This is a genomic window from Shewanella dokdonensis, from assembly GCF_018394335.1.
Taxonomy (GTDB): Bacteria; Pseudomonadota; Gammaproteobacteria; order Enterobacterales; family Shewanellaceae; genus Shewanella; species Shewanella dokdonensis.
Genome location: NZ_CP074572.1, coordinates 2,216,737 through 2,241,998, shown reverse-complemented (window position 1 = coordinate 2,241,998; position 25,262 = coordinate 2,216,737). Strand labels below are relative to the sequence as shown.

At 48.0% G+C, this 25,262-nt stretch carries 25 protein-coding genes and 3 pseudogenes; 16 read left to right on the top strand and 12 right to left on the bottom strand.

Annotated features, from left to right (window positions below; genetic code table 11):
• Positions 1–6: 6 nt before the first annotated feature.
• Positions 7–960: a sensor domain-containing diguanylate cyclase gene (locus KHX94_RS10800; protein WP_213680637.1), complete on the bottom strand. Its 954-nt coding sequence runs from the start codon at positions 958–960 to the stop codon at positions 7–9.
• Between the two features lie 397 nt (positions 961–1,357).
• Here KHX94_RS10800 and KHX94_RS10795 point away from each other — a divergent pair, with 397 nt between their 5' ends.
• Entirely contained in the window at positions 1,358–2,368 is a 1,011-nt protein-coding gene (locus KHX94_RS10795) for a transposase (RefSeq protein WP_213680636.1), read from the top strand.
• A 227-nt stretch (positions 2,369–2,595) separates the two neighbouring features.
• The gene (locus tag KHX94_RS10790; protein WP_213680635.1) at positions 2,596–3,066 is read left to right on the top strand and encodes a hypothetical protein; all 471 of its coding nucleotides are present in this window, start codon (positions 2,596–2,598) and stop codon (positions 3,064–3,066) included.
• 401 nt (positions 3,067–3,467) lie between these two features.
• Here the strand turns inward: KHX94_RS10790 and KHX94_RS10785 are convergent.
• From KHX94_RS10785 to KHX94_RS22010, 4 genes and pseudogenes are all read right to left on the bottom strand, one after another.
• Positions 3,468–3,824: pseudogene (locus KHX94_RS10785) on the bottom strand (DP-EP family protein); the annotation flags it as partial.
• Between the two features lie 51 nt (positions 3,825–3,875).
• The gene (locus tag KHX94_RS22020) at positions 3,876–5,192 is read right to left on the bottom strand and encodes a tetratricopeptide repeat protein (protein WP_483315916.1); all 1,317 of its coding nucleotides are present in this window, start codon (positions 5,190–5,192) and stop codon (positions 3,876–3,878) included.
• Positions 5,170–5,631: an nSTAND1 domain-containing NTPase gene (locus KHX94_RS22015; protein WP_483315915.1), complete on the bottom strand. Its 462-nt coding sequence runs from the start codon at positions 5,629–5,631 to the stop codon at positions 5,170–5,172. The genes KHX94_RS22020 and KHX94_RS22015 overlap by 23 nt, the downstream gene beginning before the upstream one ends.
• The gene (locus KHX94_RS22010; protein ID WP_483315914.1) at positions 5,540–7,060 is read right to left on the bottom strand and encodes an nSTAND1 domain-containing NTPase; all 1,521 of its coding nucleotides are present in this window, start codon (positions 7,058–7,060) and stop codon (positions 5,540–5,542) included. The genes KHX94_RS22015 and KHX94_RS22010 overlap by 92 nt, the downstream gene beginning before the upstream one ends.
• A gap of 201 nt (positions 7,061–7,261) precedes the next feature.
• Here KHX94_RS22010 and KHX94_RS10775 point away from each other — a divergent pair, with 201 nt between their 5' ends.
• On the top strand, positions 7,262–7,642 hold the full coding sequence (locus tag KHX94_RS10775; RefSeq protein ID WP_213680634.1) for a gamma-butyrobetaine hydroxylase family protein: 381 nt from the start codon (positions 7,262–7,264) through the stop codon (positions 7,640–7,642).
• Positions 7,643–7,646: 4 nt separating this feature from the next.
• Here KHX94_RS10775 and KHX94_RS10770 read toward each other — a convergent pair whose 3' ends face one another.
• The 3 genes from KHX94_RS10770 to KHX94_RS10760 form a co-directional block, all read right to left on the bottom strand.
• Positions 7,647–8,741 carry an MJ1255/VC2487 family glycosyltransferase gene (locus KHX94_RS10770; protein ID WP_213680633.1) on the bottom strand — a complete coding sequence of 365 codons (1,095 nt, stop codon included), beginning with the start codon at positions 8,739–8,741 and terminating at the stop codon, positions 7,647–7,649.
• Positions 8,742–8,744: 3 nt separating this feature from the next.
• Positions 8,745–9,266 (bottom strand): phosphatase PAP2 family protein, encoded by a 522-nt coding sequence (locus KHX94_RS10765; protein ID WP_213680632.1) that lies wholly within the window; start codon positions 9,264–9,266, stop codon positions 8,745–8,747.
• Between the two features lie 95 nt (positions 9,267–9,361).
• Complete coding sequence (locus tag KHX94_RS10760) at positions 9,362–9,598, bottom strand: YgjV family protein (RefSeq protein ID WP_213680631.1); 237 nt, start codon at positions 9,596–9,598, stop codon at positions 9,362–9,364.
• A 290-nt stretch (positions 9,599–9,888) separates the two neighbouring features.
• Between KHX94_RS10760 and rraA the strand changes: the two genes are divergently transcribed.
• The 11 genes and pseudogenes from rraA to KHX94_RS10705 all read left to right on the top strand — a co-directional run bounded on the left by rraA (position 9,889) and on the right by KHX94_RS10705 (position 19,084).
• Positions 9,889–10,374 (top strand): ribonuclease E activity regulator RraA, encoded by a 486-nt coding sequence (gene rraA, locus KHX94_RS10755; protein WP_213680630.1) that lies wholly within the window; start codon positions 9,889–9,891, stop codon positions 10,372–10,374.
• A 254-nt stretch (positions 10,375–10,628) separates the two neighbouring features.
• The gene (gene ubiE / locus KHX94_RS10750) at positions 10,629–11,384 is read left to right on the top strand and encodes a bifunctional demethylmenaquinone methyltransferase/2-methoxy-6-polyprenyl-1,4-benzoquinol methylase UbiE (RefSeq protein WP_213680629.1); all 756 of its coding nucleotides are present in this window, start codon (positions 10,629–10,631) and stop codon (positions 11,382–11,384) included.
• Position 11,385: 1 nt separating this feature from the next.
• Positions 11,386–12,018 carry a ubiquinone biosynthesis accessory factor UbiJ gene (locus KHX94_RS10745; RefSeq protein ID WP_213680628.1) on the top strand — a complete coding sequence of 211 codons (633 nt, stop codon included), beginning with the start codon at positions 11,386–11,388 and terminating at the stop codon, positions 12,016–12,018.
• Positions 12,015–13,663 (top strand): annotated as a pseudogene (gene ubiB / locus KHX94_RS10740) (ubiquinone biosynthesis regulatory protein kinase UbiB). The gene KHX94_RS10745 and the pseudogene ubiB overlap by 4 nt, the downstream one beginning before the upstream one ends.
• Before the next feature lie 61 nt (positions 13,664–13,724).
• Complete coding sequence (tatA, locus tag KHX94_RS10735; protein ID WP_213680627.1) at positions 13,725–13,958, top strand: Sec-independent protein translocase subunit TatA; 234 nt, start codon at positions 13,725–13,727, stop codon at positions 13,956–13,958.
• A 6-nt stretch (positions 13,959–13,964) separates the two neighbouring features.
• Positions 13,965–14,375 (top strand): Sec-independent protein translocase protein TatB, encoded by a 411-nt coding sequence (tatB, locus tag KHX94_RS10730; RefSeq protein WP_213680626.1) that lies wholly within the window; start codon positions 13,965–13,967, stop codon positions 14,373–14,375.
• Positions 14,376–14,385: 10 nt separating this feature from the next.
• Positions 14,386–15,138 carry a twin-arginine translocase subunit TatC gene (tatC, locus tag KHX94_RS10725; RefSeq protein ID WP_213680625.1) on the top strand — a complete coding sequence of 251 codons (753 nt, stop codon included), beginning with the start codon at positions 14,386–14,388 and terminating at the stop codon, positions 15,136–15,138.
• Between the two features lie 47 nt (positions 15,139–15,185).
• Positions 15,186–15,695, top strand: a complete 510-nt coding sequence (locus tag KHX94_RS10720; protein WP_213680624.1) for a hypothetical protein — start codon at positions 15,186–15,188, stop codon at positions 15,693–15,695.
• A 7-nt stretch (positions 15,696–15,702) separates the two neighbouring features.
• Complete coding sequence (locus tag KHX94_RS10715) at positions 15,703–16,497, top strand: TatD family hydrolase (protein ID WP_213680623.1); 795 nt, start codon at positions 15,703–15,705, stop codon at positions 16,495–16,497.
• Positions 16,497–18,386, top strand: a complete 1,890-nt coding sequence (locus tag KHX94_RS10710) for a sensor domain-containing diguanylate cyclase (RefSeq protein WP_213680622.1) — start codon at positions 16,497–16,499, stop codon at positions 18,384–18,386. Before KHX94_RS10715 ends, KHX94_RS10710 begins: the two co-directional genes overlap by 1 nt.
• Before the next feature lie 161 nt (positions 18,387–18,547).
• Positions 18,548–19,084, top strand: a complete 537-nt coding sequence (locus KHX94_RS10705; protein WP_213680621.1) for a TlpA family protein disulfide reductase — start codon at positions 18,548–18,550, stop codon at positions 19,082–19,084.
• Between the two features lie 80 nt (positions 19,085–19,164).
• Here the strand turns inward: KHX94_RS10705 and KHX94_RS10700 are convergent.
• Together KHX94_RS10700 and rhlB are read right to left on the bottom strand one after the other, a co-directional pair.
• Positions 19,165–20,030, bottom strand: a pseudogene (locus tag KHX94_RS10700) (Ppx/GppA phosphatase family protein).
• 50 nt (positions 20,031–20,080) lie between these two features.
• The gene (rhlB, locus tag KHX94_RS10695; RefSeq protein WP_213680620.1) at positions 20,081–21,364 is read right to left on the bottom strand and encodes an ATP-dependent RNA helicase RhlB; all 1,284 of its coding nucleotides are present in this window, start codon (positions 21,362–21,364) and stop codon (positions 20,081–20,083) included.
• Between the two features lie 150 nt (positions 21,365–21,514).
• On the opposite strand from rhlB, the gene trxA reads away from it, so the two are divergent.
• Together trxA and rho are read left to right on the top strand one after the other, a co-directional pair.
• Positions 21,515–21,841, top strand: coding sequence for a thioredoxin TrxA (trxA, locus tag KHX94_RS10690; RefSeq protein ID WP_213680619.1), 327 nt, complete (start codon positions 21,515–21,517; stop codon positions 21,839–21,841).
• A gap of 205 nt (positions 21,842–22,046) precedes the next feature.
• Complete coding sequence (rho, locus tag KHX94_RS10685; protein WP_213680618.1) at positions 22,047–23,309, top strand: transcription termination factor Rho; 1,263 nt, start codon at positions 22,047–22,049, stop codon at positions 23,307–23,309.
• An 86-nt stretch (positions 23,310–23,395) separates the two neighbouring features.
• On the opposite strand, the gene KHX94_RS10680 is transcribed toward rho, so the two are convergent.
• On the bottom strand, positions 23,396–24,340 hold the full coding sequence (locus KHX94_RS10680) for an SPFH domain-containing protein (protein WP_213680617.1): 945 nt from the start codon (positions 24,338–24,340) through the stop codon (positions 23,396–23,398).
• A complete protein-coding gene (locus KHX94_RS10675; RefSeq protein WP_213680616.1) occupies positions 24,337–25,254 on the bottom strand; it encodes an SPFH domain-containing protein in 918 nt (305 codons plus the stop codon). The genes KHX94_RS10680 and KHX94_RS10675 overlap by 4 nt, the downstream gene beginning before the upstream one ends.
• Positions 25,255–25,262: the final 8 nt, after the last annotated feature.

Sequence of the window (25,262 nt, the reverse complement as noted above, 5' to 3'; positions counted from 1 at the left end):
TTGCTTTCAGTTAGACAAGTTAACCCGATCGCGGCCGTCTTTCTTCGCCCGATACAGTGCGGTATCGGCAGCAAACAGCAGTGCTTCAGGAGTACGGAACTGACCATTAACCTCTGCGGCAATCCCCTGGCTCACGGTAATTCCTGACTTGCCCGCCAGTTCACCGCAATTAATCTGCGCAATACGCTCACGCAAACCTTCGGCAATGGTCTTGGCCTGAATACCATTCATGCCCGGCAGGATCAGCGCAAACTCTTCGCCACCATAACGTGCCGCCAAACAGTTATCATCCGGCAGGGCTTGTTGCAGTGCATACGCCACCTGCTGCAAACAACGGTCACCCTGGATATGGCCAAAACGGTCGTTAAAGAGTTTGAAGTGATCCACATCCACAATCACTATGGAAACCGGGTCGCGGGCCGTGGTGCACTGTTCCCACAGTTTCTGCAAGGTATCAAAAAAGGCACGGCGGTTTGCCAGCCCGGTTAACGCATCGGTACACGCCAGTTGATGCAACCGCTGGATTTCGGCTTTCTGCGCTCTCAAATCTTGAAAAGTCGCCAGCAAACAAGGCTGTTTTACCGGCATAAACGACAGCGACATATTCACGGGGACGGCGGTTTCATTGATATCGATCATCATTTCAGAGGCACTGTGGATCAGCGCTTGCGGATCGCCATACTGTGCAAAGCAATTACGATAGAAAGTTGACCATGGCGCAGCAAGAAACGAGTGTAATTGCTTACTTACCAAGGTATCGGCCGTGGCCGCAAACAGCGATAACGCCGCTTTATTGGCATAAACCACTGTGCCTTGTAAGTCCACCTGTAACGTGGGCTGCTGCAGCCGTTCCAATAACAGTTGCAGCAGGTCTACTTCATTGGCAGCCTGGGCAATTTCCGTTGGTATAACATCTTCAACTACAGCGATAGACGGTTTTGAGTTTGATTGTGAAGACATTGTCCTTCTCCTGTTATTTATGTCTGACTACAGACACAGTTTTCAGGGTTAGGCTACAAACTCCGCTCGGCAATTACCTTCTGCCAACCTTACGATGTAATATATTGATTAATATTGCTTTATTTTTACTGGGTAACGTGAATCAAAGCAGCATCTGCCATCAAGCAAGCGCAATTTTGACATCACATATCTGTAACATATCAAAAATCATGGGGCTGGTTTGCCGACTTAGACATGCAACCCTGTCGCTGTTATGGGTGAAATTAACTAAGGAGGAAACGCAAGGGTTTGATAGTGCAAGGTGTAGTTGGGACAGCCATCAATTTGCAGTATTGACAGGTATCAACTACGCTGAGTCATTCACATGGAGTGAAGTTACTACAACAAGGAGTGTATTATGACCGTTGCCCGCCGTCGTTTGATTGATGTTGAATCAACCCCTTACTATCACGTCATTAACCGTTGTGTCCGCCGTGCATTTCTCTGTGGTGAAGATACTGTAACCGGACGCAGCTACGAACATCGCCGAGGTTGGATAGCCAGCAAAATCCGTCAGCTTTCCGCTATTTTCTGTATCGATATTTGTGCCTATGCGGTGATGAATAATCACTATCACCTCGTGCTAAAAATTGATGCCGAACGCCAACAGACATTGAGCCCGACAGAGGTCATCGAGCGCTGGACGCAACTATTCCATCCTACCATATTGGTAACTCGATTTATCAAAGGCGACAAGCTCGATAAAACACTGCAATTACAGTTGGATATGTTGATTGAAGAGTGGCGTAAACGCCTCGGTGACATCAGTTGGTTTATGCGCTGCTTAAATGAAGACATCGCCCGTAAAGCCAATAAAGAAGACAACTGCACCGGCGTATTTTGGGAAGGCCGCTTTAAGTCGCAAGCGCTACTTGATGAACAAGCACTGTTAACGTGCATGATGTACGTTGATCTAAATCCCATCCGTGCCGGGATTGCAGACAGCATTGTGAACTCAGATTTCACTTCTATTCAAGCACGGATTAAAGAGCAGCAAAGTGCTCAGCCAGATAACCCAACATCACCGCACAAAACCACCCCATTATTAAAACCGCTATTAGATTTTGACGGTGCTACTCACACTGCCACACAATCAGGCATTCCGTTTCACTTTGCTGATTACTTGGAACTGATTGATTGGACCGGGCGCGCTGTCCGCACAGACAAACGCGGTTCCATTTCCGAAACAGCACCTAAGCTATTACAACAATTGGGAATAGCATCAGACGCTTGGATGCGAAGTGCTACCGAATTCAGCAAACAGTACGCTCGCGCGTGTGGCAGTTGGGCGGCGATGTGTGAATTCAAAACCCGCCAAGGTGGCAAATGGTGTCGCGGTAAACAATACAGCAGTGAGCTATATCAGTAACACAAACAGATAAACCAGCTGTTCATCAAGAACCAGTGAAACTAGCGCGGCGTTTCACCCACTTCGTCTACCCAAATCATGCGATTACACCGGTTTTATCGTCGTCAGACTAACTGTTCGACGCTAAACAGCTTTATTTATCACCTAAAAGCGATTTAACAACAAAAGAACGAACTAAAGAAATAGCCTACAAAAGTGATGCCTGTCCTCATATTTCATTCACTTGCATGATGTACGTTGATCTGAATCCCATCCGTGCCGGGATTGCAGACAGCATTGTGAACTCAGATTTCACTTCTATTCAAGCACGGATTAAAGAGCAGCAAAGTGCTCAGCCAGATAACCCAACATCACCGCACAAAACCACCCCATTATTAAAACCGCTATTAGATTTTGACGGTGCTACTCACACTGCCACACAATCAGGCATTCCGTTTCACTTTGCTGATTACTTGGAACTGATTGATTGGACCGGGCGCGCTGTCCGCACCGACAAACGCGGTGCCATTGCCGAAACAGCACCCAAGCTATTACAACAATTGGGAATATCATCAGACGCTTGGATGCGAAGTGCTACCAAATTCAGCAAACAGTACGCTCGCGCGTGTGGCAGTTGGGCGGCGATGTGTGAATTCAAAACCCGCCAAGGTGGCAAATGGTGTCGCGGTAAACAATACAGCAGTAAGCTATATCAGTAACACAAACAGATAAACCAGCTGTTCATCAAGAACCAGTGAAACTAGCGCGGCGTTTCACCCACTTCGTATACCCCAAATCATGCGATTACACCGATTTTATCGTCGTCATACTAACTGATCGACGCTAAACGGCTTTATTTCTCATCTAAAAACGATTTAACAACAAAAGAATGAACTAAAGAAATAGCCTACAAAAATGATGCCTGTCCTCATATTTCTCCCTGATCGATGCTAAACGGCTTCATTTCTCACCTAAAAGCGATTTAACAACATAAAGAAATAGCCTACAAAAGTGATGCCTGTCCTCATATTCAGTGCTTATTCCTTGTATGTTATTTAAGAAGATGGCGAGCGGATGCTCGCCATTATTAATATTCTATAGATAGAATGAACTTATCGCTTTATTCAACACCTTTATTTATCACTTCAGGATCAGGACTCATCATAACCAAGGTATTTTCATCACTCTTAAGTAAGAGGTGAAAACCTGTAGTGCCGTTATCTTTACACAAATCTTCTAAAATCAAAGTAGCACCATCATCACTTACAAAAGCATTTTCTATAATGCCATCATAGGGAGTTTTAAATCCTGCACCGATAAATTTCAGGCCTTTCGGTGCCATATTAGTATTAATTAGTTTATAAAATATAATTGTCGGACCAGTCACTGTAACTGCTCGTTGTTTTTCATTTAATGGCTCAGGATTCCCTGGTTCATAATAGGTAAACGTGGGAACTTTATTTGCATTAACTGTAACACAAACATTAAACGTATATGTATCAACTTTTTCGCTTCCATATCTAGCATCCTATTTTAAAGTGTACCCTTTCAAACAGTTTTCGATCTCTTTATTCATAAAAATAAATGCAGGGTCATTTGTCTGCATTAAAAGTTCTTCATTAATTTTTTTTGCCTCCATACACTTATCATTCTGTAAAAAGCTTCCATAAGCAAGTTGTTCCAGTTTGGTTCCATAAACTAAATACCGAATGTATATAAGCTTCTCATCTACAGTATTTGCTTCTATTTCTGATAAATATTTCTTCATATTTAAATTAATTTCTACTGCTTTTGAAAAATCATTTAATTTAGTAAATAGAATCAATTTCGATATCCCTATACTGGAATATAAGAATGGATAAGATTTCTTATTCTTCGAAGATTTCAATAAACTCTCAACTTCATTATACTCCGAAAAATCAAAATCAATACCAAGTAATGCTTTAAAAAGAAAAATTTTTGCCTCTATCTTAATAAGATCTTTCGTCCAGAGGAAGTTTTTACTATCCTTATTCATTTCGCCAATAACTTTCAGTTTTGCCATATTTAAAATATTTAAAGATTCTTTGAAATTCCCCACATAAAAATAGTACCCTCCTAACAAACTCATTGCAGAAGAAATACGATCTTGAATATAAGCATTATCTTTATATTCCGGCTTATCAAAGTCTCTACGGATCGATTCCCACATTTTAATAGCGGCATTTGTGTCGCCTTCTGCCACTAACGCGCTGGCGACCCAAGATCTCGCATTTACCACATCGCCCACTAACGACTGATTAGCAGGATCGGCGGCAAGCATTTTTTCTTTTTGCACCAATGACTGTTCAAACAAGGTCTTGGCTTCTTTAAAGTGTTTTAATTTGAGCTGCACCGAGCCCAAGTTATTAAGGGCGTAAGACAGTTCCATCTGTGCATCTTTGTTATCTGGTGCAATGTCCACCATCTTCTGGCTATAAGTTAAATACTGCTTAAAGTGTATCGACGTTGGCTGCCAATCGGCTTTGTCAAAGGCCAATTGTCCTTGCCAGAAAGCATTGGCACCGAGGGATTTGAGCAGTTCCAGATTATTGGGCTGTTCATCCAATAGCGGCAAAAACTCTTGCTGTGCGGCCAGTAAGGCATTTTTTGCCTCATCGATTTTACCGCGGGAATGGGCTACTTCGCCAATGGCTTCCAGGGTTTGCCCATGCTGAAAGCGCCCTTCAAAGCCCAAGGTTTTGTCCTGAATATTGTCTTTGGCGGTAAAGTATTCCAGCGCTTTATTGGAGATACCGTCCAGCAAATCCATACGGCCGATACTGCGCAGTTTGTCAGCAAAATCACCCACCATAAAACCTAACAAATTTTCGGCATCTAAGCGCCGAGCAGTGGCTTGCTGCTGCGCCTGGCTGGCTACGCAGGCTCATGGTTACTGAGATCACCGTTAACACACATAACAGCAGCACCGTGCTGCGGCGCGTCCAGCGACGCCAGAATGCCCGTTGCGTTGAGGCATGAACAAATTGCTGCTCGCCGGCATCCAAGGTAAACAGCGGATTTTGGGTCAATAGTTGCGCCTGTTGCAGAGGTTTACCATCCACCAGCAGGAAGGCCCCACTTTTGTGTTCCGCCAACCAGCGGCGGCTTTGATGATACAGGCGAGCCCGCTGCGCCAGACTGTCTTTGTGCTGATTGATCCACGCCACCGCTTTAGGCCAACGCCGCAGCAGTGCTTCGTGCGCCACATGAAATCCAGCCTGTTGCTGATTTAGCGAGGACACAAACAGACGCTGTTCCACCATCGCCTGGCACCAGTGTTTTTTCAGCCTCGGTTTGCAGTTGATCCCAGCGGGCACTACGGCTGGTGATCGACTGTTCATCTTCCCGCAAGGTCACCAATAGTGACAGTACCCGCGACAGCGCCTGTTGCTCCGGCTCACCAAGGGACGCCAACAGCGCATCGGCGGTTTTCCCAATGGCGCCTTCGATGCCACCCAAAGCTTGATACACGGCAATCTGCATGGTGCCATCGGCGGCACGTTGCAAATACAGTTGCTGCAAGGTGTATTGCAGCAGCGGCAAGGCATCAGGATTGCTAGCCGCATCGGCACAGAGGATTTCATCCAAGGGCATAGCGGTGTCAGGGTCTTGCTGCCAGCTCAGCCCGGCGCTGACTGCTGGCAAGCGGATCATCTGCAACAGTTCCTGGCGCCCAGGAGGTGCCAGATCGAAATGCGCGCCGCTGCCCTTACCCGCCCGCAGGCTCGGATAACTCATCAGTTGCGGGTAAAAATCGTTACGGCAGGCGCTGAGCACCAAGATCGCTCGGCTATGAGCCAGTTGTTCTAGCACATCGACAAACTGCTGCCGCTCGTCATCACTGAACAGGGGTGACGATAACAGTACTTCTAACCGATCAATAAACAGGCCGAAACGAGCAGTGCCATATTGAGTGTGTTGCAGCAAGGGTTGCAACCCCGCCAGCAGGGTGGCAGGTTCCAGCAACTTAGCGGCCAAGGTACTCGCGCTTTCGCCTGCAAATACCGGCGCGTCGTTCAGCTCCCAATCCAGCATAGTGCTTGCCAGCGACAGCAACAGGTCGCCCGCTTGCACATCGGCCAAATCGAGCGTGGTATGGTCGAGTAATCCTAAGCCGTTAGCGCCCTGTTCCGACATCAGGTTGGGCACAATGCCCGCATGGATCAGTGACGATTTACCGCTGCCGCTGGGGCCAAGTACCAGACAAAAATCGCGGCCAAAGCGCACTTGCTGGGCAATTCGTTCCAGCAGCAGTTGGATCTGTTCACTACGGCCGAAAAACACGCTGGCATCAGCGGCACTGTATGCACGCAAGCCTGGGAAAGGTGAATCCCCTTGCCATTGCTGCGGTGCCACACTTTGTTCATGACCAACCGGGAAACGCACTTCAGCCAGCGTGCGATAACCGCGCTTACGAATGGTTTCGATATAAACTGGGCTGGTAGCGCTGTCATCTAAGGCGCGCCGTAACTGATTGATAGTCTTGTGCAGTGGGTTATCGCCAGTGTCGATACCCGACCAACATTCGCTGAGCAGGGTTTCGGCACTGATCACCTCTCCCGCATGGCGACACAGGTACAGCAGCACATCCATGGCTTTGGGTTCTACTTGTTTCTGCCGGCGTCCTTTCTGCAGAGTGTTGGCATCAGGGTTTATCTGCCATTCGCCAAAATAAAAGGTACTTTGGGTCATCAGTTTGCGTCCACTGCGTCAATAATGCTGCTTCTGTCAAAAAACAGAAAATACAAGGCATTATTACAAGTGTTTTACATAACTGCCAGTGCTATTTATCACAGAAGGGGCTCCCCAATTAACACTTATGTGCGGTTGGGATTCACTTTTGCGGCAGAGCGAGTCACCATAGCGCAAATGTTTTTGGTTAATGGAACACTCATGAGCAGTCACAAAGTCACCTCTCTAAAACTCAAACGTAAGTCGCGCCTGCTGGAAATCGCTTTTGATGATGGCAATGAATACCAGCTTACCTGCGAATTTTTACGGGTTAACTCACCCTCAGCCGAAGTGCAAGGACACGGTAATCCCACCTTGGTTACCCATAAACGCAATGTGAATATCAAGGCCATTGAACCTGTAGGCAACTATGCGGTGAAACTGATCTTTGATGACGGCCATGATACCGGTTTGTTTTCTTGGGATATTTTGTACCAGTTCTGTGTCAATCGTGAAGTGCTATGGCAGCAGTATCTGGCACGGTTGCGCGCCGAAAAAGGCAGTCGCGAACCATTAATCGACATGCAAATCCGTTACAGCTAAGGGTTCAGCGCGGCATTGGCCGGGTCAGGGTTTGTCCTAACGCTTGGGTATCCTGGCGTGAAAACCAACTGTCCGGCAACTGCACTTTTGACCACATCTCCTGACACAGCGTTTGTGTGTCCTGCCAGTTGCCTTGCAGCAACCAACTGACCAGCATGTCACCCACATCGGGATAACAGATAGGCTGCGGATTACTGGCGCGTAACCAACGGCGTAACGTTTGGCGGTTGAGGCTGTGCATACTTTCAGCCGCCGCCAGCAACTCCAACGCCGCCACATTGGATAACTGTTCGAACTGCCCCATCAACGGTTTTACCAGCAATTTTTTACCCAGTGTCATCGCTTCGCTGGCCAGCTCAAACCCCGCATTACCTATCACTCCGCCACAACGCGCCATCGACGCTTTAAACCCCTCACGATTAAACCCGTGCCAATGCACATGTGCGGGCAGTTGTTTAGGTGCGCTAGCGGCGTGATAGACATGAAACTCATAGCCATCAAACGGTAGCAGTAACGTGCAGATATCCTCGGCACTTTCAAATGGCAGATACACCAAGATCTCATGGGTCTGCTCGCAGGTAACGGCAGCGACTTCCACAAAGGGCGGTAGAATCGGAAAACCAAAATGATGCCAGTGGCACCCTAACGCCATGGTGACTGGCGCAAAATACTCGAGTAACCCATCATTGAACCAACTGCCGCCCACCTTGGGCACTGGCCAGCGTAGTGCGGCCTGATGACTGATACCAATGCAAGTAACCCCTTGGCGCCGCGCCGCCCAGGCCGATACTGGCTCAAAATCATTCAACACCAGATCATAACCGGAGAGATCCAACGCCCGGATATCACGCCACAACCCCAATAGTGAGTTACGCTGCACCGTTGCAGCAATATTCACCTTGCCACGGTGAGTAGCAAACGACAGTCCGGCAAGTGCCCGGAAATCACCAAACGCCTGCATGTCAAAGTATTTATCAGCAGCGCGGCCACTGAACAGATAATCCACATCAACGTTGTGAGCCGCCAACGCTTTCGCCATGACTCGAGCGCGGCTCAAATGGCCGTTCCCCGTCCCCTGCACTCCATAAAGAATCCGCATTGATTAACCTTGTAACAATTGTCCGGCCCAATAACCGGAAGAACAGCCAAGCAGCATGCCGGCCACAATATCTAGCGGATAATGCACGCCGAGCACTATCCGCGAACTGCCCACCAGCGCAGCCCAACACAACACCGGAATACCAAATTGCGGATATACCTGCAGCACGGCACAGGCAAACACAAAGGCACCCGCGGTGTGACCAGAAGGCAGGCTGTAACGATCAGAGGGTTCAAAATCGTGCACCAGTCCCGCAGGTAAGCAGTGACAGGGGCGCGTTCGGCGAATGGTATTTTTCAGCAGCAGATAGCAAGGCAATTCCAGCAGAAAGCTGGCTAGCAGCAGGTTGAAGAAAGACTGGCCATCACGATGCAGCAGCAGTAACAACACCGCCAGATATAGGTAGGTTGGGCCGTTGCCCGAAGCCGACAGCTTTAAGGCTATCGGTGTCAGCCGGTATTTTTTGCCCCAGCACAATAATAGGCAAAATCCCCGGCGATCCAGCTCAGCAAGGTGTAACAGCATGGCGTTAACTCCATCCAGTCATCTGTTGCAGAGACTAAGAATCGGCGATGACGCGACCGTGACAGTTACCCTAAGCTTTTATGACAAATGCAACATTAAGATAACATCGCTGACTGGCGAGTTTTCAGCAGATAGTAAATGTTGACGCAGACCCCAAAGGCATTCATCGACACCACCGGCCAGGATTCAATGGCGACACCATAGGCCACAAATAATCCGCAACCACACAAGTTGACCCAGCGCAGGCGCACTATATCTTTCATCATCAGCGATAACGCCACCATCAAGGATGCGCTATAGCCAATCACCTCAATCACATTAAGCGGTGCCATCTTCAGACCTCAAACTAGCAAAGCCTTCTGCCATCCTTGAGCTAAACGGGGGTTCCGTGCCCCAAAAGCAGATAAAAAAACAGGGGAAAGCAAATTTAAGGGGCATATACTAGCAGACGCTATTCATCGGGCGTAGCCAATTGCAACGGTAAAAGGGTCTACCGAGCTGCAGTCCAGCTAAGACAATTGCGTGATTAATGGCACTTTTCTTTTAACGAATCCCTTATATACTGACGTTTAGTGCGCTAACTGATGCCTTCTCAGGCTGAGCGGAAAACAGGAGTTTGATTATGGAATACAACACTTCAGAACTTTGTGACATGTACCTGGATGTTGTTGACGTTGTGGAACCCATGTTCAGTAACTATGGTGGCTGTAGCTCTTTTGGCGGCGCCATCAGTACCGTGAAATGCTATGAGGACAATGGACTGATCCTGGATATTCTGCAGGAAGATGGCGAAGGTAAAGTGTTACTGGTGGACGGCGGCGGTTCGCTGCGCCGAGCGCTGGTAGATGCCTCAGTCGCCGAACTGGCAGTGAATAATAATTGGGAAGGGATCATCGTTTACGGCAGTGTGCGTGAAGTCGATGCGCTGGAAGATATGGACATAGGGATTCAGGCCATTGCGTCAATTCCTGTGGGTGCCGATACCAATGCCACTGGCGAAGTGGACGTCCCGGTAAACTTTGGCGGGGTAACCTTCCTGCCGGGCGATCATATCTATGCCGATAACACGGGCGTTATTCTGTCACCGGAACCATTAGACATTGAATAATGCTAAGGTTCTGAGCTGACATCAAAAAGTCGACATTGTCGGCTTTTTTGTTGCCACTTTTTGTTGCCACTTAGCGCACGAATATGATGCGTCACAGAGCTATGCTCTTGCGGCAGATTGTGGTCTAATGCTCAACCTGATTGAAACAGGTTTTTCCTGCAGTGATCACAGCTTGGCAGTGCTGAGATTCAGCCGACACCTCTGAAGGCATACACTGCCAGCCATCATTAGTTAATCAAAGGAATACACGATAGATGTCTGAAGATTCTTCCAAAAGCACACATTTTGGTTATAAAACCGTTGATGCTGCCAAAAAGGCCGAAATGGTTGCAGGTGTGTTTCACTCTGTGGCCACGCGCTACGACATTATGAATGATGTATTGTCCTTTGGTATTCACCGTCTCTGGAAACGCTTTACCATCGAATGTGCCGGCGCCCGTCCTGGAATGAAAGTGCTGGATCTTGCGGGTGGCACTGGCGACCTTACCGCAAAGTTTTCACATCTGGTGGGTGATACTGGTGAAGTGATCCTAGCGGATATCAATGACTCCATGCTGAAAGTCGGCCGCAGCAAACTGCGTGATAAAGGCTTTGTGGGTAACATTAGCTACGTGCAAGCCAATGCTGAAGCATTGCCATTCCCAGATAACACCTTTGATATCATCACCATCGCTTTCGGTCTGCGTAACGTGACCGATAAAGATGCCGCCTTACGCTCAATGCAGCGGGTACTGAAACCAGGTGGCAAGCTGCTGGTTCTGGAATTTTCCAAACCGCAACACGCCATCATGAACAAAGCTTACGATCTTTACAGCTTCAAGATGCTGCCGCTGATTGGCAAGCTGGTGGCACATGATGCCGACAGTTACGAATACCTAGCAGAATCCATCCGTATGCACCCAGATCAGGAAACCCTGAAAGGCATGATGGAAAACGCGGGATTGGAACAGGTGGACTACATCAACATGACTGACGGTATTGTGGCGCTGCACCGGGGCTACAAGTTCTGATATGACCGCATTAAGCCTTGAGCGTCAGTGGCGACTGTTAAGTTGCAGCGCACTGGAAACGGCGTTAGCCAAACTGGTGCAGGCCGCAGGCGGCGAAGCGCTGCGGCTGAAACCTCTGCACGGCAAAGTCTTCTGTTTTCAACTGCAACAACTGTCGTGGCCCTTGTATCTGGTGTTTGCCAATGAGATCCAGGTACTCAGCGACTATCAAGGTATTGTCGACGTTAAAGTGATTGGCAATGCTACTGATCTCTATCGACTGCGCGAAGGTGAAAGTCTGACCGAGCTGATCAAGCAAGATAAGCTTCGCATTGAAGGCGACCTGACCCTATTACAGCAGTTCAGCAATTTTTTGCAAAATGTCAGCATGGATATTGCCGAACCTTTATCAACACTGCTGGGTGATGCACCAGCTTACTGGCTCAGCAGTAGTGCTAACCGTGCCAGTGAAGGATTGCGACAGGTACTGCAAAAAACCTGGTCTCATCTTGGTCAGTTAGCCACCGAAGAATATAAAGTGGCACCGCATAAGCTTGAATTTATTCGTCATTGCGACAGAATTGACGAGCTAACTGCGGCAGTGGATGCGCTGGAGCAGCGAATTGCCACATTGAAGGATAAAATCAGCCCATGAGTTTCACCAGTATCAAGCGCGCTTATCAGGTTATCAGCATCGCCTTACACTACGGCCTAGATGAACTGTTACCCCCAAACTCGCGCCCTGGTACTTCCGTTTGTGGCGGTTAAGTCTGTTCTGGCTGCGCAACAAACATAAACAAAAACCCGGTGGTGAACGCTTAAAACTAGCATTACAAGAGCTTGGGCCGGTTTATATCAAATTCGGCCAAATGTTATCGACCCGCCGCGACCTGTTGAGTGACGAATGGGCCTACGAACTGGCGATGTTGCAAGATCGAGTGCCACCGTTTGACTCCAAACTTGCCCGTGAGGCCATCGAAACCGAACTAAAAGCGCCTATCGAATCACTGTTCGATGATTTTGATGAGAAACCGCTGGCATCAGCCTCCATCTCCCAAGTACACACAGCAACACTGAAATCCAACGGCAAACCTGTGGTACTAAAAGTGCTACGGCCAAACGTTGAAAAACAGATAGTGGCCGACCTGCAACTTATGAGTCAGACCGCGGAGTTATTGGAAACCCTGCTAGGCCCCAATAATCGTTTGCGGCCCGCCGAAGTGGTGGAAGATTACCGCACCACCATCATGGGTGAACTGAACCTGAAACTGGAAGCGCTGAATACTATCCGGCTGCGTAACAATTTTCTGGATTCCAATTCCTTGTATGTGCCTTATGTGTATGAAGAGCTGAGTCATCCACGTTTACTGGTGCTAGAGCGCATTTACGGCATTTCGGTGTCGGATATTGCTGCATTGCGAGCACAGGGCACCAACCTCAAACTGCTGGCAGAGAAAGGCGTCCAGCTGTTTTTCACTCAGGTATTCCGCGATAATTTCTTCCACGCGGATATGCACCCCGGCAATATTTTTATCTCCCGTGAGCATCCGCAAGATCCTTATTACATAGGGCTGGACTGCGGCATCATGGGCACCCTCAGCGATACCGACAAACGCTATCTGGCAGAAAATTTTCTGGCCTTTTTTAACCGTGATTACCGCCGTATTGCTCAGCTTTATGTGGAATCTGGCTGGGTTTCACCTGATACCGACTTGTTAGCCTTCGAGCAGGCAGTAAAAGTCGTTTGTGAACCTATGTTCAATAAGCCACTGAATGAGATCTCTTTCGGTCATGTGCTGCTAGAACTGTTCCGTACAGCCCGCCGCTTTGACATTGTGGTACAGCCGCAACTGGTGCTACTGGAAAAAACCTTGTTGTATATCGAAGGCTTAGGACGGCAGTTATATCCACAGTTAGATTTATGGCAGACCGCTAAACCGTTTCTAGAAAACTGGATGGCAGAACAGGTTGGCCCCAAGGCGATGCTGCGCAAAGCTAAAGCACAACTGCCCTATTGGTCAGATAAGCTGCCAGAAATTCCAGAGCTGATATATGACAACCTGCGACTAGGCAGAAATCTGCTAGGTTCGCAGCAGCAAATGTTAGATAAGTATCTGAGACATCAACAGAAGTCACATAAAAGCAACTATCTGCTAATCACTTCTGCCGTTTTGTTGATCTGTGGCACTATATTATTTAGCCGTGACGTTACACTTTGGTTCTCCCACAGTTGTCTGGGCGCTGGGGTGATTTTTTGGCTTATCGGATGGCGATCTAGGCCAAAAATCCGAAAATTTTAATTCGTATTTGCTAATCAAACGTTCATAATAGAACCGAACAATGAGTTAAGAGGAAACCTTCATGGGTGGTATCAGTATTTGGCAACTTCTCATCATCGCATTAATTGTTGTACTGCTGTTCGGTACCAAGAAGCTGCGTTCACTTGGCAGCGATTTGGGTGGCGCTGTGAAAGGATTCAAGAATGCTATGACCCCGGAAGAGGAAACCAAAACCATCGAAAATAACGCTGCGAAAAGCGAATCTGCCGAGGCAACTGAGAAGAAGCCTGAGTCCAAGGACAAAGAACAGGCGTAATCTCACATGTTCGATGGTATCGGCTTTTCCGAACTGCTATTGATTGGGATCTTGGGGCTGGTGGTACTCGGCCCCGAACGCCTACCGATAGCCGTTCGTACTATCTCTAACTTTATCCGGACCATGAAACGCATGGCAAATTCGGTAAAGGATGAGCTTGAACAAGAACTCAAGCTGGAGCAACTGCACGCCGATTTGAAAAAGGCGGAAAGTAAGGGGCTGGGTAATCTGTCCCCGGAATTGCAGGAATCCATAAACCAGCTAAAAGAAGCAGCGCAGTCCGTTAATCGTCCGTATCAGATTGACAATGACAAGCCTGCCAACGCCGTAGAAGACACCAAACCAGCAGCACCAGAAGTAACTGCTGAGACAGCTACTTCCGAGCCTTCATCTGCCTCCGACACTGATAAAAAATAGCGGGTAAAAAATGTCGCAACAGCAGCCGTTAATCAGTCACTTGCTGGAACTGCGCAATCGATTGCTCAGAGCCACTGCCAGCGTGTTAATCGTATTTCTGGCAATCGTTTATTGGGCCAAAGATATTTATCACTACATGGCGGTGCCATTACTGAAGGCGCTGCCATCCGGTGGTACCATGATTGCTACTGATGTAGCCGCACCATTTTTTGCGCCGTTCAAACTGACATTAGTCTTGGCATTTTTTATTGCCATTCCTTACGTGTTGTACCAAATCTGGGCCTTTGTGGCACCTGGGCTCTACAAACACGAAAAACGCTTGATTGCCCCCTTGTTATTTAGTAGTACTATCCTGTTTTATCTAGGGATTAGTTTTGCCTATTACGTAGTGTTCCCACTCGTATTTGGTTTCTTCGCCAATGCCGGCCCCGAAGGGGTTCAGGTTGCTACCGATATCAACAGCTACCTCAACTTTGTGTTGAAGTTGTTTTTTGCCTTTGGTTTGGCCTTCGAAATCCCGATTGCTGTGGTACTTTTATGCTGGGCAGGTGTGACAACTCCAGACGATTTGAAAGCACAGCGTCCATACATTGTTGTAGGGGCGTTTGTTGTGGGGATGTTGCTAACACCACCAGATGTGATATCACAAACTATGTTGGCAGTACCTATGCTGTTGCTGTTTGAAGGGGGATTATTTGCCGCCCGTTTCTACAGCAAAAAAACGGATGATACCGACGCCGATACCAGCGAAGAAAATCAGTAGCCAACCCACAGCATTTGCCGTGTTAATTTTCATATAAGGATGGTTAGATGCGTTATTTGTGGATTGCTGCCTTCTCTTCTTTACTCACTGTTCAAGCTCATGCGTCAATAGAGCAACAGCTGGTTCAATGTGCTGCCATCGCCGATGATATGAGCCGATTACAGTGTTACGATCAGTTGGGGAAAGGTGTTTCACAGCATGTTGCAACAGTGAAGACATCAAAAGATGATGTAACCCAGAGTTACCATGAATCAACTGCTGTTGAACACAGCCAGCAAAATGCAAAACAGACACAAGTCGATAAGTTTGGCATCAGAGAAAAAGCGCCAGAACCTGAACTCAATGACATCAAATCAACCACAACCGCAGTCACTAAAAATCCCCACGGCTCATTAGTTATTGATTTGTCGAACGGCCAACGCTGGCAACAAATTGGCTCGGCATTTTTTAGATTAAAACAAGGGCAAAACGTGGTTGTTAAACGTGCAGCATTAGGATCATTTCTTCTTTCTGTAGATGGGCTTAATAGCAGTATTAGAGTCAAACGTCTGCAGTGACCGTTAAATGCGCTATATGGACATAGCTGTCAATCTGATCGGCAGCAAGCTAGAACAGGATTTGCTACAGGTGCTCCAAGACGCCACAGACGTGCGTGTCTCACCTTTATTGCTGATCGGCAGTGACCTTGCCGAGAGTGAGCGCTGTATCCAAGTAGCACAGCAGTACCCACGCCAACTTTATACGACTGCGGGGGTTCATCCCCATCATGCGGATAGTTGGCAAGCGCACAGTTTGCAACAACTCACCGAGTTGTGTTCCCATGCCCCAGTAGTAGCCGTAGGGGAATGTGGTCTTGATTTCGACCGCAATTATTCCAGTCGGGCACAACAGTTAGCAGCATTTGAAGCACAGCTTGCATTGGCCGCTGAGTTACAGTTACCAGTGCTGATGCATCAACGTGAAGCCCATGATGATTTTCTGAACATACTAAGCCGTTATCGTTCATCACTACCTGCGGCAGTATTACATTGTTTTACTGGTGATAAACAGCAAGTTGCGGATTATAACGCACTGGATCTGTATTTAGGCATTACTGGCTGGGTCTGTGATGAGCGACGGGGCCAAGCGCTGGCAGCAGCGGTGCCTGAAATACCGGCAGATCGTTTAGTGCTAGAAACTGACAGTCCCTACTTGTTGCCACGCAGTATGCGGCCAAAACCCAAATCTGGCCGTAATGAACCCAAATATTTGCCTTATATTGCTGAGGTTGTCGCAGAATTGCGACAGCAACCGCCACAACAGCTTGCGCAACAATGTTATCAAAACAGTCTGCGGTTATTTGGACTGGAGTCGATATAATGACACGCTGGCTGCTGATAGCATTACTGCTGGGGTTTACTGCTGAAGCCTTGGCTCACGACCCGATGCCTTTGATGGTTAACGGCTCTGACACTAGCGCCATAGACCTCAAACGATACACCTTATTTACTCAACAACCGCCAGAGGCAACCTTGCAGCAGGTAATGGCCTTACCTGAAAGCGCATGGTTACCAGCAAACAAACAACTGCTGCTCTCGATGGGGAGTGATGGTGACTGGTACCATTTTCGTTTATTACAGGCACCAAACGCTCCCCATAAATGGTTATTGGAATTTGATAATCCCAATATAGATCGACTCACGTTTTATCATTTCATCAATAATAAGCTGCAACACACGATAACAATGGGCGATGCGCTCCCCTTTCGCCAACGCCCTGTATTACTTAATAATTTCATTTATCCGTTGCTGATGCAGGCAGGGGAACTGCACGATTTCTGGATCAAAGTAGACACCCAGGGCACGAGCTATCTACCAATAAAATTATGGACACCAGACCATATGCTGCGGCATGTGAGTGATGACAACATGATGATCGGGATCCAGTTAGGGATCCTTGGTGCCATAGGTTTGTTCTCACTGTTTATGGCCATGACCACCAGTTCTTACAGCTACGGTTACTACTGTGGCTATGTTATGACCATGGCGCTGTTGGTTGCTTGTGCTAATGGCACCGCCTTTAATCATATATGGCCAAATTTCCCAGCATTACAAAATCATATTATTGCACCACTGATCCCGCTGGTGCTGGTGTTCAATGTCCTTTTTACTGAAAAAGCCTTACAACTCAAATACTTTAGCCGTTCACTGTTACGATTAGGGCGGCATTTAACCGCCATAAGCACCGTCCTCATCCCGGTTTCATTAGTATTACCCTATAAAATTGCCCTGTACTGCGACCTAATCGCCGTCGTAGTTGTCTCGGTTATTCTGCTGCTGCTGAGTATTCAACAAGCGATTATCGGTAACCAACTCGCACGCCTGTATGCCATCTCATCGTTAGGCAAAACCGCGGGAGTGCTGTTAAGTGCCTTTATGTATATTGGGATTTTATCGCTGCCCTTAAATCCCCTCACACCTGTAATGTTAGGACTCACGGTCGAAGTTATTTTTATGGCCGCCGTTTTGGCCGTGCGCTATAACGAAGAACGCAAATCCAAAATGCGCATCCAGCATGAAGCACTTATTCAGGCACAAAGGATCCGCGAAGCCAAAGAAGAAGCTCTGTTACTGGAAGCCAAGAGTAATGAACGGCTGGAACACATGGTGCAGGAACGCACGCTAGAGCTGGAATTTGCCATGCGTGAGCTCAATGAAGCGAACCGCAAACTGACAGAAAAGTCACAGATGGATGCGCTCACAGGGACGCGCAATCGCGAAGCCTTTGATAAGAAATTACAGGCAGAAGGCCGCATCAGTCGTCGCCAGCAGACGCCTCTCGCCATGTTGATGCTGGATATCGATAAGTTCAAAACCATCAACGATAGCTATGGGCATCTGGCCGGCGATCAAACATTAAAAGCCATTGCGGCAACATTGAAAGTGCATCTAAAACGACCAGGCGATCTGGTGGCCCGTTTCGGTGGCGAGGAATTTGCGGTGATCCTGCCTAACACCGATATTGATGGGGCCAGACAGTTAGCGGAGCAACTTCGACAAGCGATTGCGGCATTAGCCGTGTCATGGGATGGGCACGCCATTGCGCTCACCGCCAGCATAGGTGTCAGTGCCGATGTGATTAAAGCCGATAGCGATACCGTGCAACTGCTAGCCCAGGCCGATCAGGCGCTGTATCAAGCAAAAAATCAAGGTAGAAATCAAGTTTGTTGTCATGTGCCACAAACGGCGATGCCCTCAGTGGAAGGCTGAAATTCATAGTGTTTTCACTCCCATGAGTTGTTTAGATAAATAGCGCTAATTCAGACACTAATTTAGTGATCCTGCTAACATTCATACCCTTTGCTCCTTTGTCTATAGCAATACTGGTGGTTGAATCATTACCTTGGTTTAGGATGCTTAAAGGAAGTACAATGCAGCAAAATGTAAAAGTATTGCTGGCCACCACAGCGCTGTTTTTCAGCTGCCAGACATTGGCCAATGATGGTTGTAATTTTAAAGAGAATGAAGGCGGCTTTATGGCGACCTGTAAGCAAGAACAGCAGGAAGTAATCCTTACCGGTGTTATCGATGGTAAAAAACTGGTCACTGAGTTACCGCCATTTGAAAGCGGCTACCAGAGTTATGAGGTAGATACAGCGGCAATTGCCCCATTAAAAGCGGTCAGCAAACCGACTCAGATTGTGGTTATCATTGGGACTTGGTGCCCGGATTGTCATCGGGAAACCCCGCGTTTTATCAAGATCATGGAAGCAGTTAACAACCCCAATATCTCAGTAAAATTTATTGGGGTCGATCGTAAAAAACATGATCCTGAAGGGCTAGCAGCCAAATATGACTTCAAGCGCATCCCAACCTTTATGGTGATCCAGGACGGCAAAGAGATTGGCCGCATTGTAGAACGTCCAACCGAGTCTCTTGAAAAAGACCTAGCGAAAATTCTTGGATAATCACGCGTAATAATAACAAAAGGACCACATAGGTCCTTTTTTGTTATTGTCGGTGAGCTTGCTTGGCAACAGTGCCCAAATCATCCCGCAACGCGCTTGGCCAGCATCAATAACACCCCTTCACGGAGTGCCCCACCTGACAAGGCTAGCTGTTGGATTTTTAAGAGTTCAAACAGTGCTAAAAGTATGGCAACCCCGGCCGCAAAAGTCGGAGCCCGCTCCCGCGATAAGCCTAAGATCCCCGGTAACTCCAGTGATTGTTCTGCCAAAATTTCCAGCTTGAGTTGCTGTAACACTTCAGCGGTGATGATTTCCGAAGCTCTGCGGTGCTGCAATAGCTCCACCACAGATTGCACCGCCCCAGAAGCGCCGACCACAGCATGCCAGCCTAAGGCCAGCAGTTGCTGCCGATATTCCCCTAGCGCATTGGCTACACTCAACTGCACGTCATCAAAATCCATCTGTTGCAGTGGTGCCGAACCGAAAAAGCCCGGTTGTAGGTGACGCTGCCAAAAGGCAAACTGGTTTTAAACAGTAACTGCTCGCCATCACCAATAATAAATTCGGTACTGGCACCGCCAATATCGATCACTAACCGACGGCCATGACCTTGAGTGGTGGCTACCATGCCTTGATAGATAAGCTCGGCCTCACGCATACCACAGATGATCTCGATCGGCAGCCCTAATATCGGCAGCGCACGAGCATTGAATTCATCGGCATTATTAATACTGCGCAAGGTAGCTGTGGCCACTACTGCCACATTAGCAATCGCAACACCGTGTTGCTGCAACATCTCGGCAAACATCGCCAAGCAATCAAGACCGCGCTGCATTGCATTCTCTTGCAAGCGCCCATCACTGCCGATCCCTTCAGCCAAACGCACTTTACGTTTGTATTTTGCGATGACTTTCGGCTGGTTGCCCACGGTATGAGCCACCAGCATATTAAAACTATTGGATCCCAGAGTTATGGCCGCGTAGAGACTCAAATATGTCAGTTCCTGCGGCTACGGTCAGGGCGACGTCCCGATGGTCGACTCCCTTGTGTCCGTTCTCTTTTATTACGGGGAGCCCGGCGATGCAGTTTCACTGGCGCCGGAATATCATCGAGCAAGGCTTCACGATCATAGGATGTGAGCGGGATGGGATGCTCAATATACGCTTCAATAGCCGGCAGGTTCAGCGCATATTCCTCACAGGCAAAGCTGACGGAGATCCCTTTTTCACCGGCACGGCCAGTACGGCCAATGCGATGCACGTAATCTTCGCAGTCATCTGGTAAATCAAAGTTATAGACGTGAGAAACATGCGGAATATGCAGCCCGCGGGCGGCCACGTCAGTCGCTACCAGAATGTCCAGTTCGCCCTTGGTAAACTGTTCCAGAATTTTCAGACGTTTCTTCTGTGGCACATCGCCAGTGAGTAATCCCACCCGATGACCATCACCTTCAAGCCAACCCCAGAGGTTTTCACATTGGTGTTTGGTATTGGCAAAAACAATAGCTTTTTCTGGCCAGTCTTCTTCAATCAAGGTCAATAACAATGGAATTTTATCTTCCATCGAAGGGTAAAACAGCTCTTCTTTGATGTTCTTTGAGGTCTTTTCTTCTGGCGCAATTTCCACTTTGACCGGGTCGTTCATATGGTCATATGCCAGTTCCTGTACCTTCATCGACAGCGTGGCTGAAAACAGCATGTTCAGCCGCTGGTCTGCGGCAGGCATGCGCCGGAATAAGAAGCGGATGTCCTTGATAAAGCCCAGATCGAACATCCGATCCGCCTCATCGAGAACCACCGCCTGAATGGCGCCTAAATTGATCACCCCTTGACGCACATAATCGATAATTCGTCCGGTGGTGCCAATCAGAATGTCGACCCCAGCATCCAACACTTTACGTTGGGCATCATAACCTTCACCGCCGTAAACAATTCCCTGTTTTAGGCCCGTATGCTTAGATAGCAACTGGCCATCTTTCGCAATCTGGATCGCCAATTCTCTTGTCGGGGCCATAATGATGGCGCGGGGTTGATTGAGCTGATGATTTTCAGGGGCCGGATGAGCTAGCAGATAATCAAAAGTGGCAACCAGAAATGCCAATGTTTTTCCTGTACCCGTTTGTGCCTGACCAGCAATATCCTTGCCTTTCAATAGCACCGGCAGTGACAGCGCCTGAATTGGCGTACAGTATTCGAAGCCGTTCTCCGTCAGCGCCTGAATCACCTCAGGGTGCAGCGGCAGATCAGCAAATTTTTGTTGAGATAAATGTGTTTCGCTCATAGCGGCAGCATACCAGTTTTGGGTTGCAATAAGATACTCGATAGTTTGAAATAGCAACAAGGGAAACGATAACTTGATTTACCGTTCCACGACCCCAATATACAGGTAATGCCGATTACAGACCAGTAATGGCACCCAATGGAGAAGATCATGAGTGATAAAATTATCTATGTAAGCGATGACAGCTTCGAATCTGATGTGTTGAAGTCTGACAAGCCAGTGCTGGTAGACTTTTGGGCTGAATGGTGTGGTCCATGTAAAATGATTGCACCCATCCTGGATGACATCGCGACTGACTATGATGGCAAACTGACCATCGCTAAAGTCAACGTAGATCAGAACAACGCCACCCCAGCCAAATATGGCATTCGTGGCATCCCAACACTGCTGCTGTTCAAAAATGGTGAATTAGCCGCAACTAAAGTTGGTGCGCTGTCCAAGACCCAACTAAAAGAGTTTATCGACGCGCAGATTTAGCTCAAGAAGTGATACCCGGCACGCAATTGCAATAAATTGCTTGCCGGGCAAGCAAAGCGCTGGACGCTCCCGTTTTATAGTGCTAACTTATTAACCAGATTCTATCTAAAACCCACTTCTCGCAGTTCAATCAATTTCCTTCAAATCCATTTTGAGTGATTGAGCACGCGCGTAAGCTTTGTCGCTAAAAACAAGACCCACCAAAATGAATTTAACTGAATTAAAAAACAAGTCTATTGCTGACTTAGTCGCTCTCGCCGAAGAAATGAACTTGGAGAATATGGCCCGTGCCCGCAAGCAGGACATCATATTTTCTATTCTTAAAGCCCACTCCAAAAGTGGTGAAGATATTTTCGGTGGCGGCGTACTGGAAATTCTGCAAGATGGTTTCGGATTTCTACGCAGTGCCGATGGTTCCTATCTCGCCGGCCCAGACGATATCTATGTTTCTCCAAGTCAGATCCGTCGCTTCAACATGCGAACGGGCGATACTATTTTTGGCAAAATCCGTCCGCCAAAAGAAGGGGAACGTTATTTCGCCCTGCTGAAAGTGAACGAAGTCAACTTCGACAAACCTGAAAATTCCCGCAACAAGATCCTATTTGAAAACCTTACGCCGCTGCACGCAGAAGAGCGTTTACGTATGGAACGCGGCAATGGTTCAACCGAAGATATCACTGCCCGTATATTGGATCTGTGTTCGCCTATTGGTAAGGGTCAGCGTGGTTTGATTGTCGCCCCGCCAAAAGCCGGTAAGACATTGCTGCTGCAAAACATCGCTCAGTCCATCACCTATAACAATCCTGAAGTGGTATTGATGGTGTTGCTGATCGATGAACGTCCAGAAGAAGTGACCGAAATGCAGCGTCTGGTGCAAGGTGAAGTGATTGCTTCAACCTTCGACGAACCCGCCAGCCGCCATGTGCAGGTTGCCGAAATGGTGATTGAAAAAGCCAAGCGTCTAGTCGAACACAAAAAAGATGTGGTGATCCTGCTGGACTCTATCACTCGTCTAGCGCGGGCATACAACACAGTAGTGCCTTCATCTGGTAAGGTATTGACTGGTGGTGTGGATGCTAACGCCTTGCATCGTCCTAAGCGCTTCTTTGGTGCTGCCCGTAATATTGAAAACGGTGGCAGCCTGACCATTATCGCGACCGCATTGATCGATACCGGTTCAAAGATGGATGAAGTGATTTACGAAGAGTTTAAGGGCACAGGTAACCAAGAACTGCATTTGTCGCGCAAAGCCGCAGAAAAACGCGTGTTCCCGGCCATCGACTTCAATCGTTCAGGCACTCGTCGTGAAGAGAAACTGACTACGCCAGATGAACTGCAGAAAATGTGGATCCTGCGGAAAATCCTGAACCCGATGGATGAAGTCAGCGCCATGGAATTCCTGATCGACAAACTGGCGATGACCAAAACCAATGAAGAATTCTTTACCGCGATGAAACGCGCCAAGTAAAGATTAGCTTGATGCGAGCCACTATCAGTGGCTCATTGCTGAAAAGTCAAAGGCTGCAAGCATGCGGCCTTTTTGTTACGCAAATGTCAGTTGCTGCTCTTATCTTCCTGTAGACCAATAGCACTCATCCACTGCTGAAAATCTACCAGATTGGCGGGCACAACCACGCGACTCCCCGTTTTCCCCAGTTTATTGAGTTTGCCAAGATACTGCTCACCCAACTGCATCCGCAGTGCATTGCGGCCACCGGGCGCACTGATCACCGCCGCTAGCTTTTCAATGGACTCGGCCGTTGCTTGCGCCAACGCTAAGATCTCCTGCGCCTTACCTTCGGCCTCGTTAATACGCCGCTGCATCTCCCCTTCTGACAGGTTGATCATCTCCTGTTTCACCCCTTCAGAACGGTTAATTTTACTCTGCTTATCACCTTCACTTTTCGCCAGCAGCGCCCGTCGCTCACGTTCAGCATTCACCTGCATTTCCATGGCATTTTTAACGGTTTCTGGCGGTGTTATATTCTTGATTTCGTAGCGGTGCACTCGAATACCCCAAGATGCCCCGGCCTGATCTAACACCTCCACCACTTTGGCACTGATAAGATCCCGCTCTTCAAAAGTACGATCCAACTCCAACGTTCCAATTACTGAACGCGTGGTTGTCTGAGCCAGTTGAATCGCCGCATAACGGTAATCGGTCACGCCGTAACTCGCCTTAACCGGGTCGACAACCGACAGATAAATCACGCCGTCAACTTCAACATTTACCTCATCGCTGGAAAAACATTCCTGTGGCGGTACATCAATGGTTTCTTCTTTAAGATCATGAATATAAGCCACCTTATCCACAAAGGGGATCAAGGCGTGAAACCCCGCATCTAAGGTTGCATGATATTTACCCAGTCGTTCAACAAGGTAGGCAGATTTAGTTGGCACCAACCGAATAGAGCGGAACAGATTCACAATAAAAATCAGAAAAATAATGCCCCAGATAGCTAACACCAGCATATCGGTATCAAATTCTGTCGGGATCATACTTTTGCTCCTTGTACGCTGTCGGCCACTTGTTCCATACCCGCAAAGAATCCTTCCATTTTGGCAAGTTCTGTCGGTACTACGGCAATATCGGCCTGCGCGATCACCTGCCCAATCTGTTCAATAAACTGCTCTTTCAACTGCATATTCATCGCTTCATTGCCACCATCGGCGGCTAATGCCTTAGCAACCAGCGACATTGCCTGCGCCTGGGCATTGGCCACAATGGCAATTTCTTGGGCGGTACCTTTGGCCTCGTTAATACGCTTCTGTTTCTGCCCCTCGGAGATATTGATCGCCTCTTGACGTTCTCCCTGTGACAGATTGATCGTGGCTTCTTTCTCGGCACTGGCGAGGGTAATCTCCGCCCGTTTACGCCGCTCAGCTTCCATCTGTTTTTCCAGCGTATGGATCACATGCCGTGACGGACTGATATTCTTGATTTCATAGCGCAACATCTTAATCCCCCAGGGATCTGAGGCTTTATCTATCTCCCGCACAATCGCTTCATTAAGGCGTTCGCGTTCTGAAAAAGTCTCGCTGAGGCTAAGTTTGCCTATTTCAGATCTCATAGTGGTTTGTGCCAGATTGACCGCTGCCATGCGGTAGTCTTCAATACCATAACTGGCGAGTTTGCCATCCATGACTTTGAGATATACCAAGCCATCGACTTCCAGTTGGATATTGTCCTTGGAAATACAGCTTTGGGGCGGAACATCCAGCACTTGCTCGCGGGTATCGTGGCGATAGGCGACGCGGTCAAAGAATGGGATTAAAAAGTGAAAACCTGGCTCCAGCACAGTACGGAATTTTCCAAGACGCTCAATAACATGTACTTCGCGCATCGGCACGATGAGCAATAACTTATAAAGTATGAATCCTATAAAAAGGATAAGAATGGTAAAAGCAAACATAGTGTCCT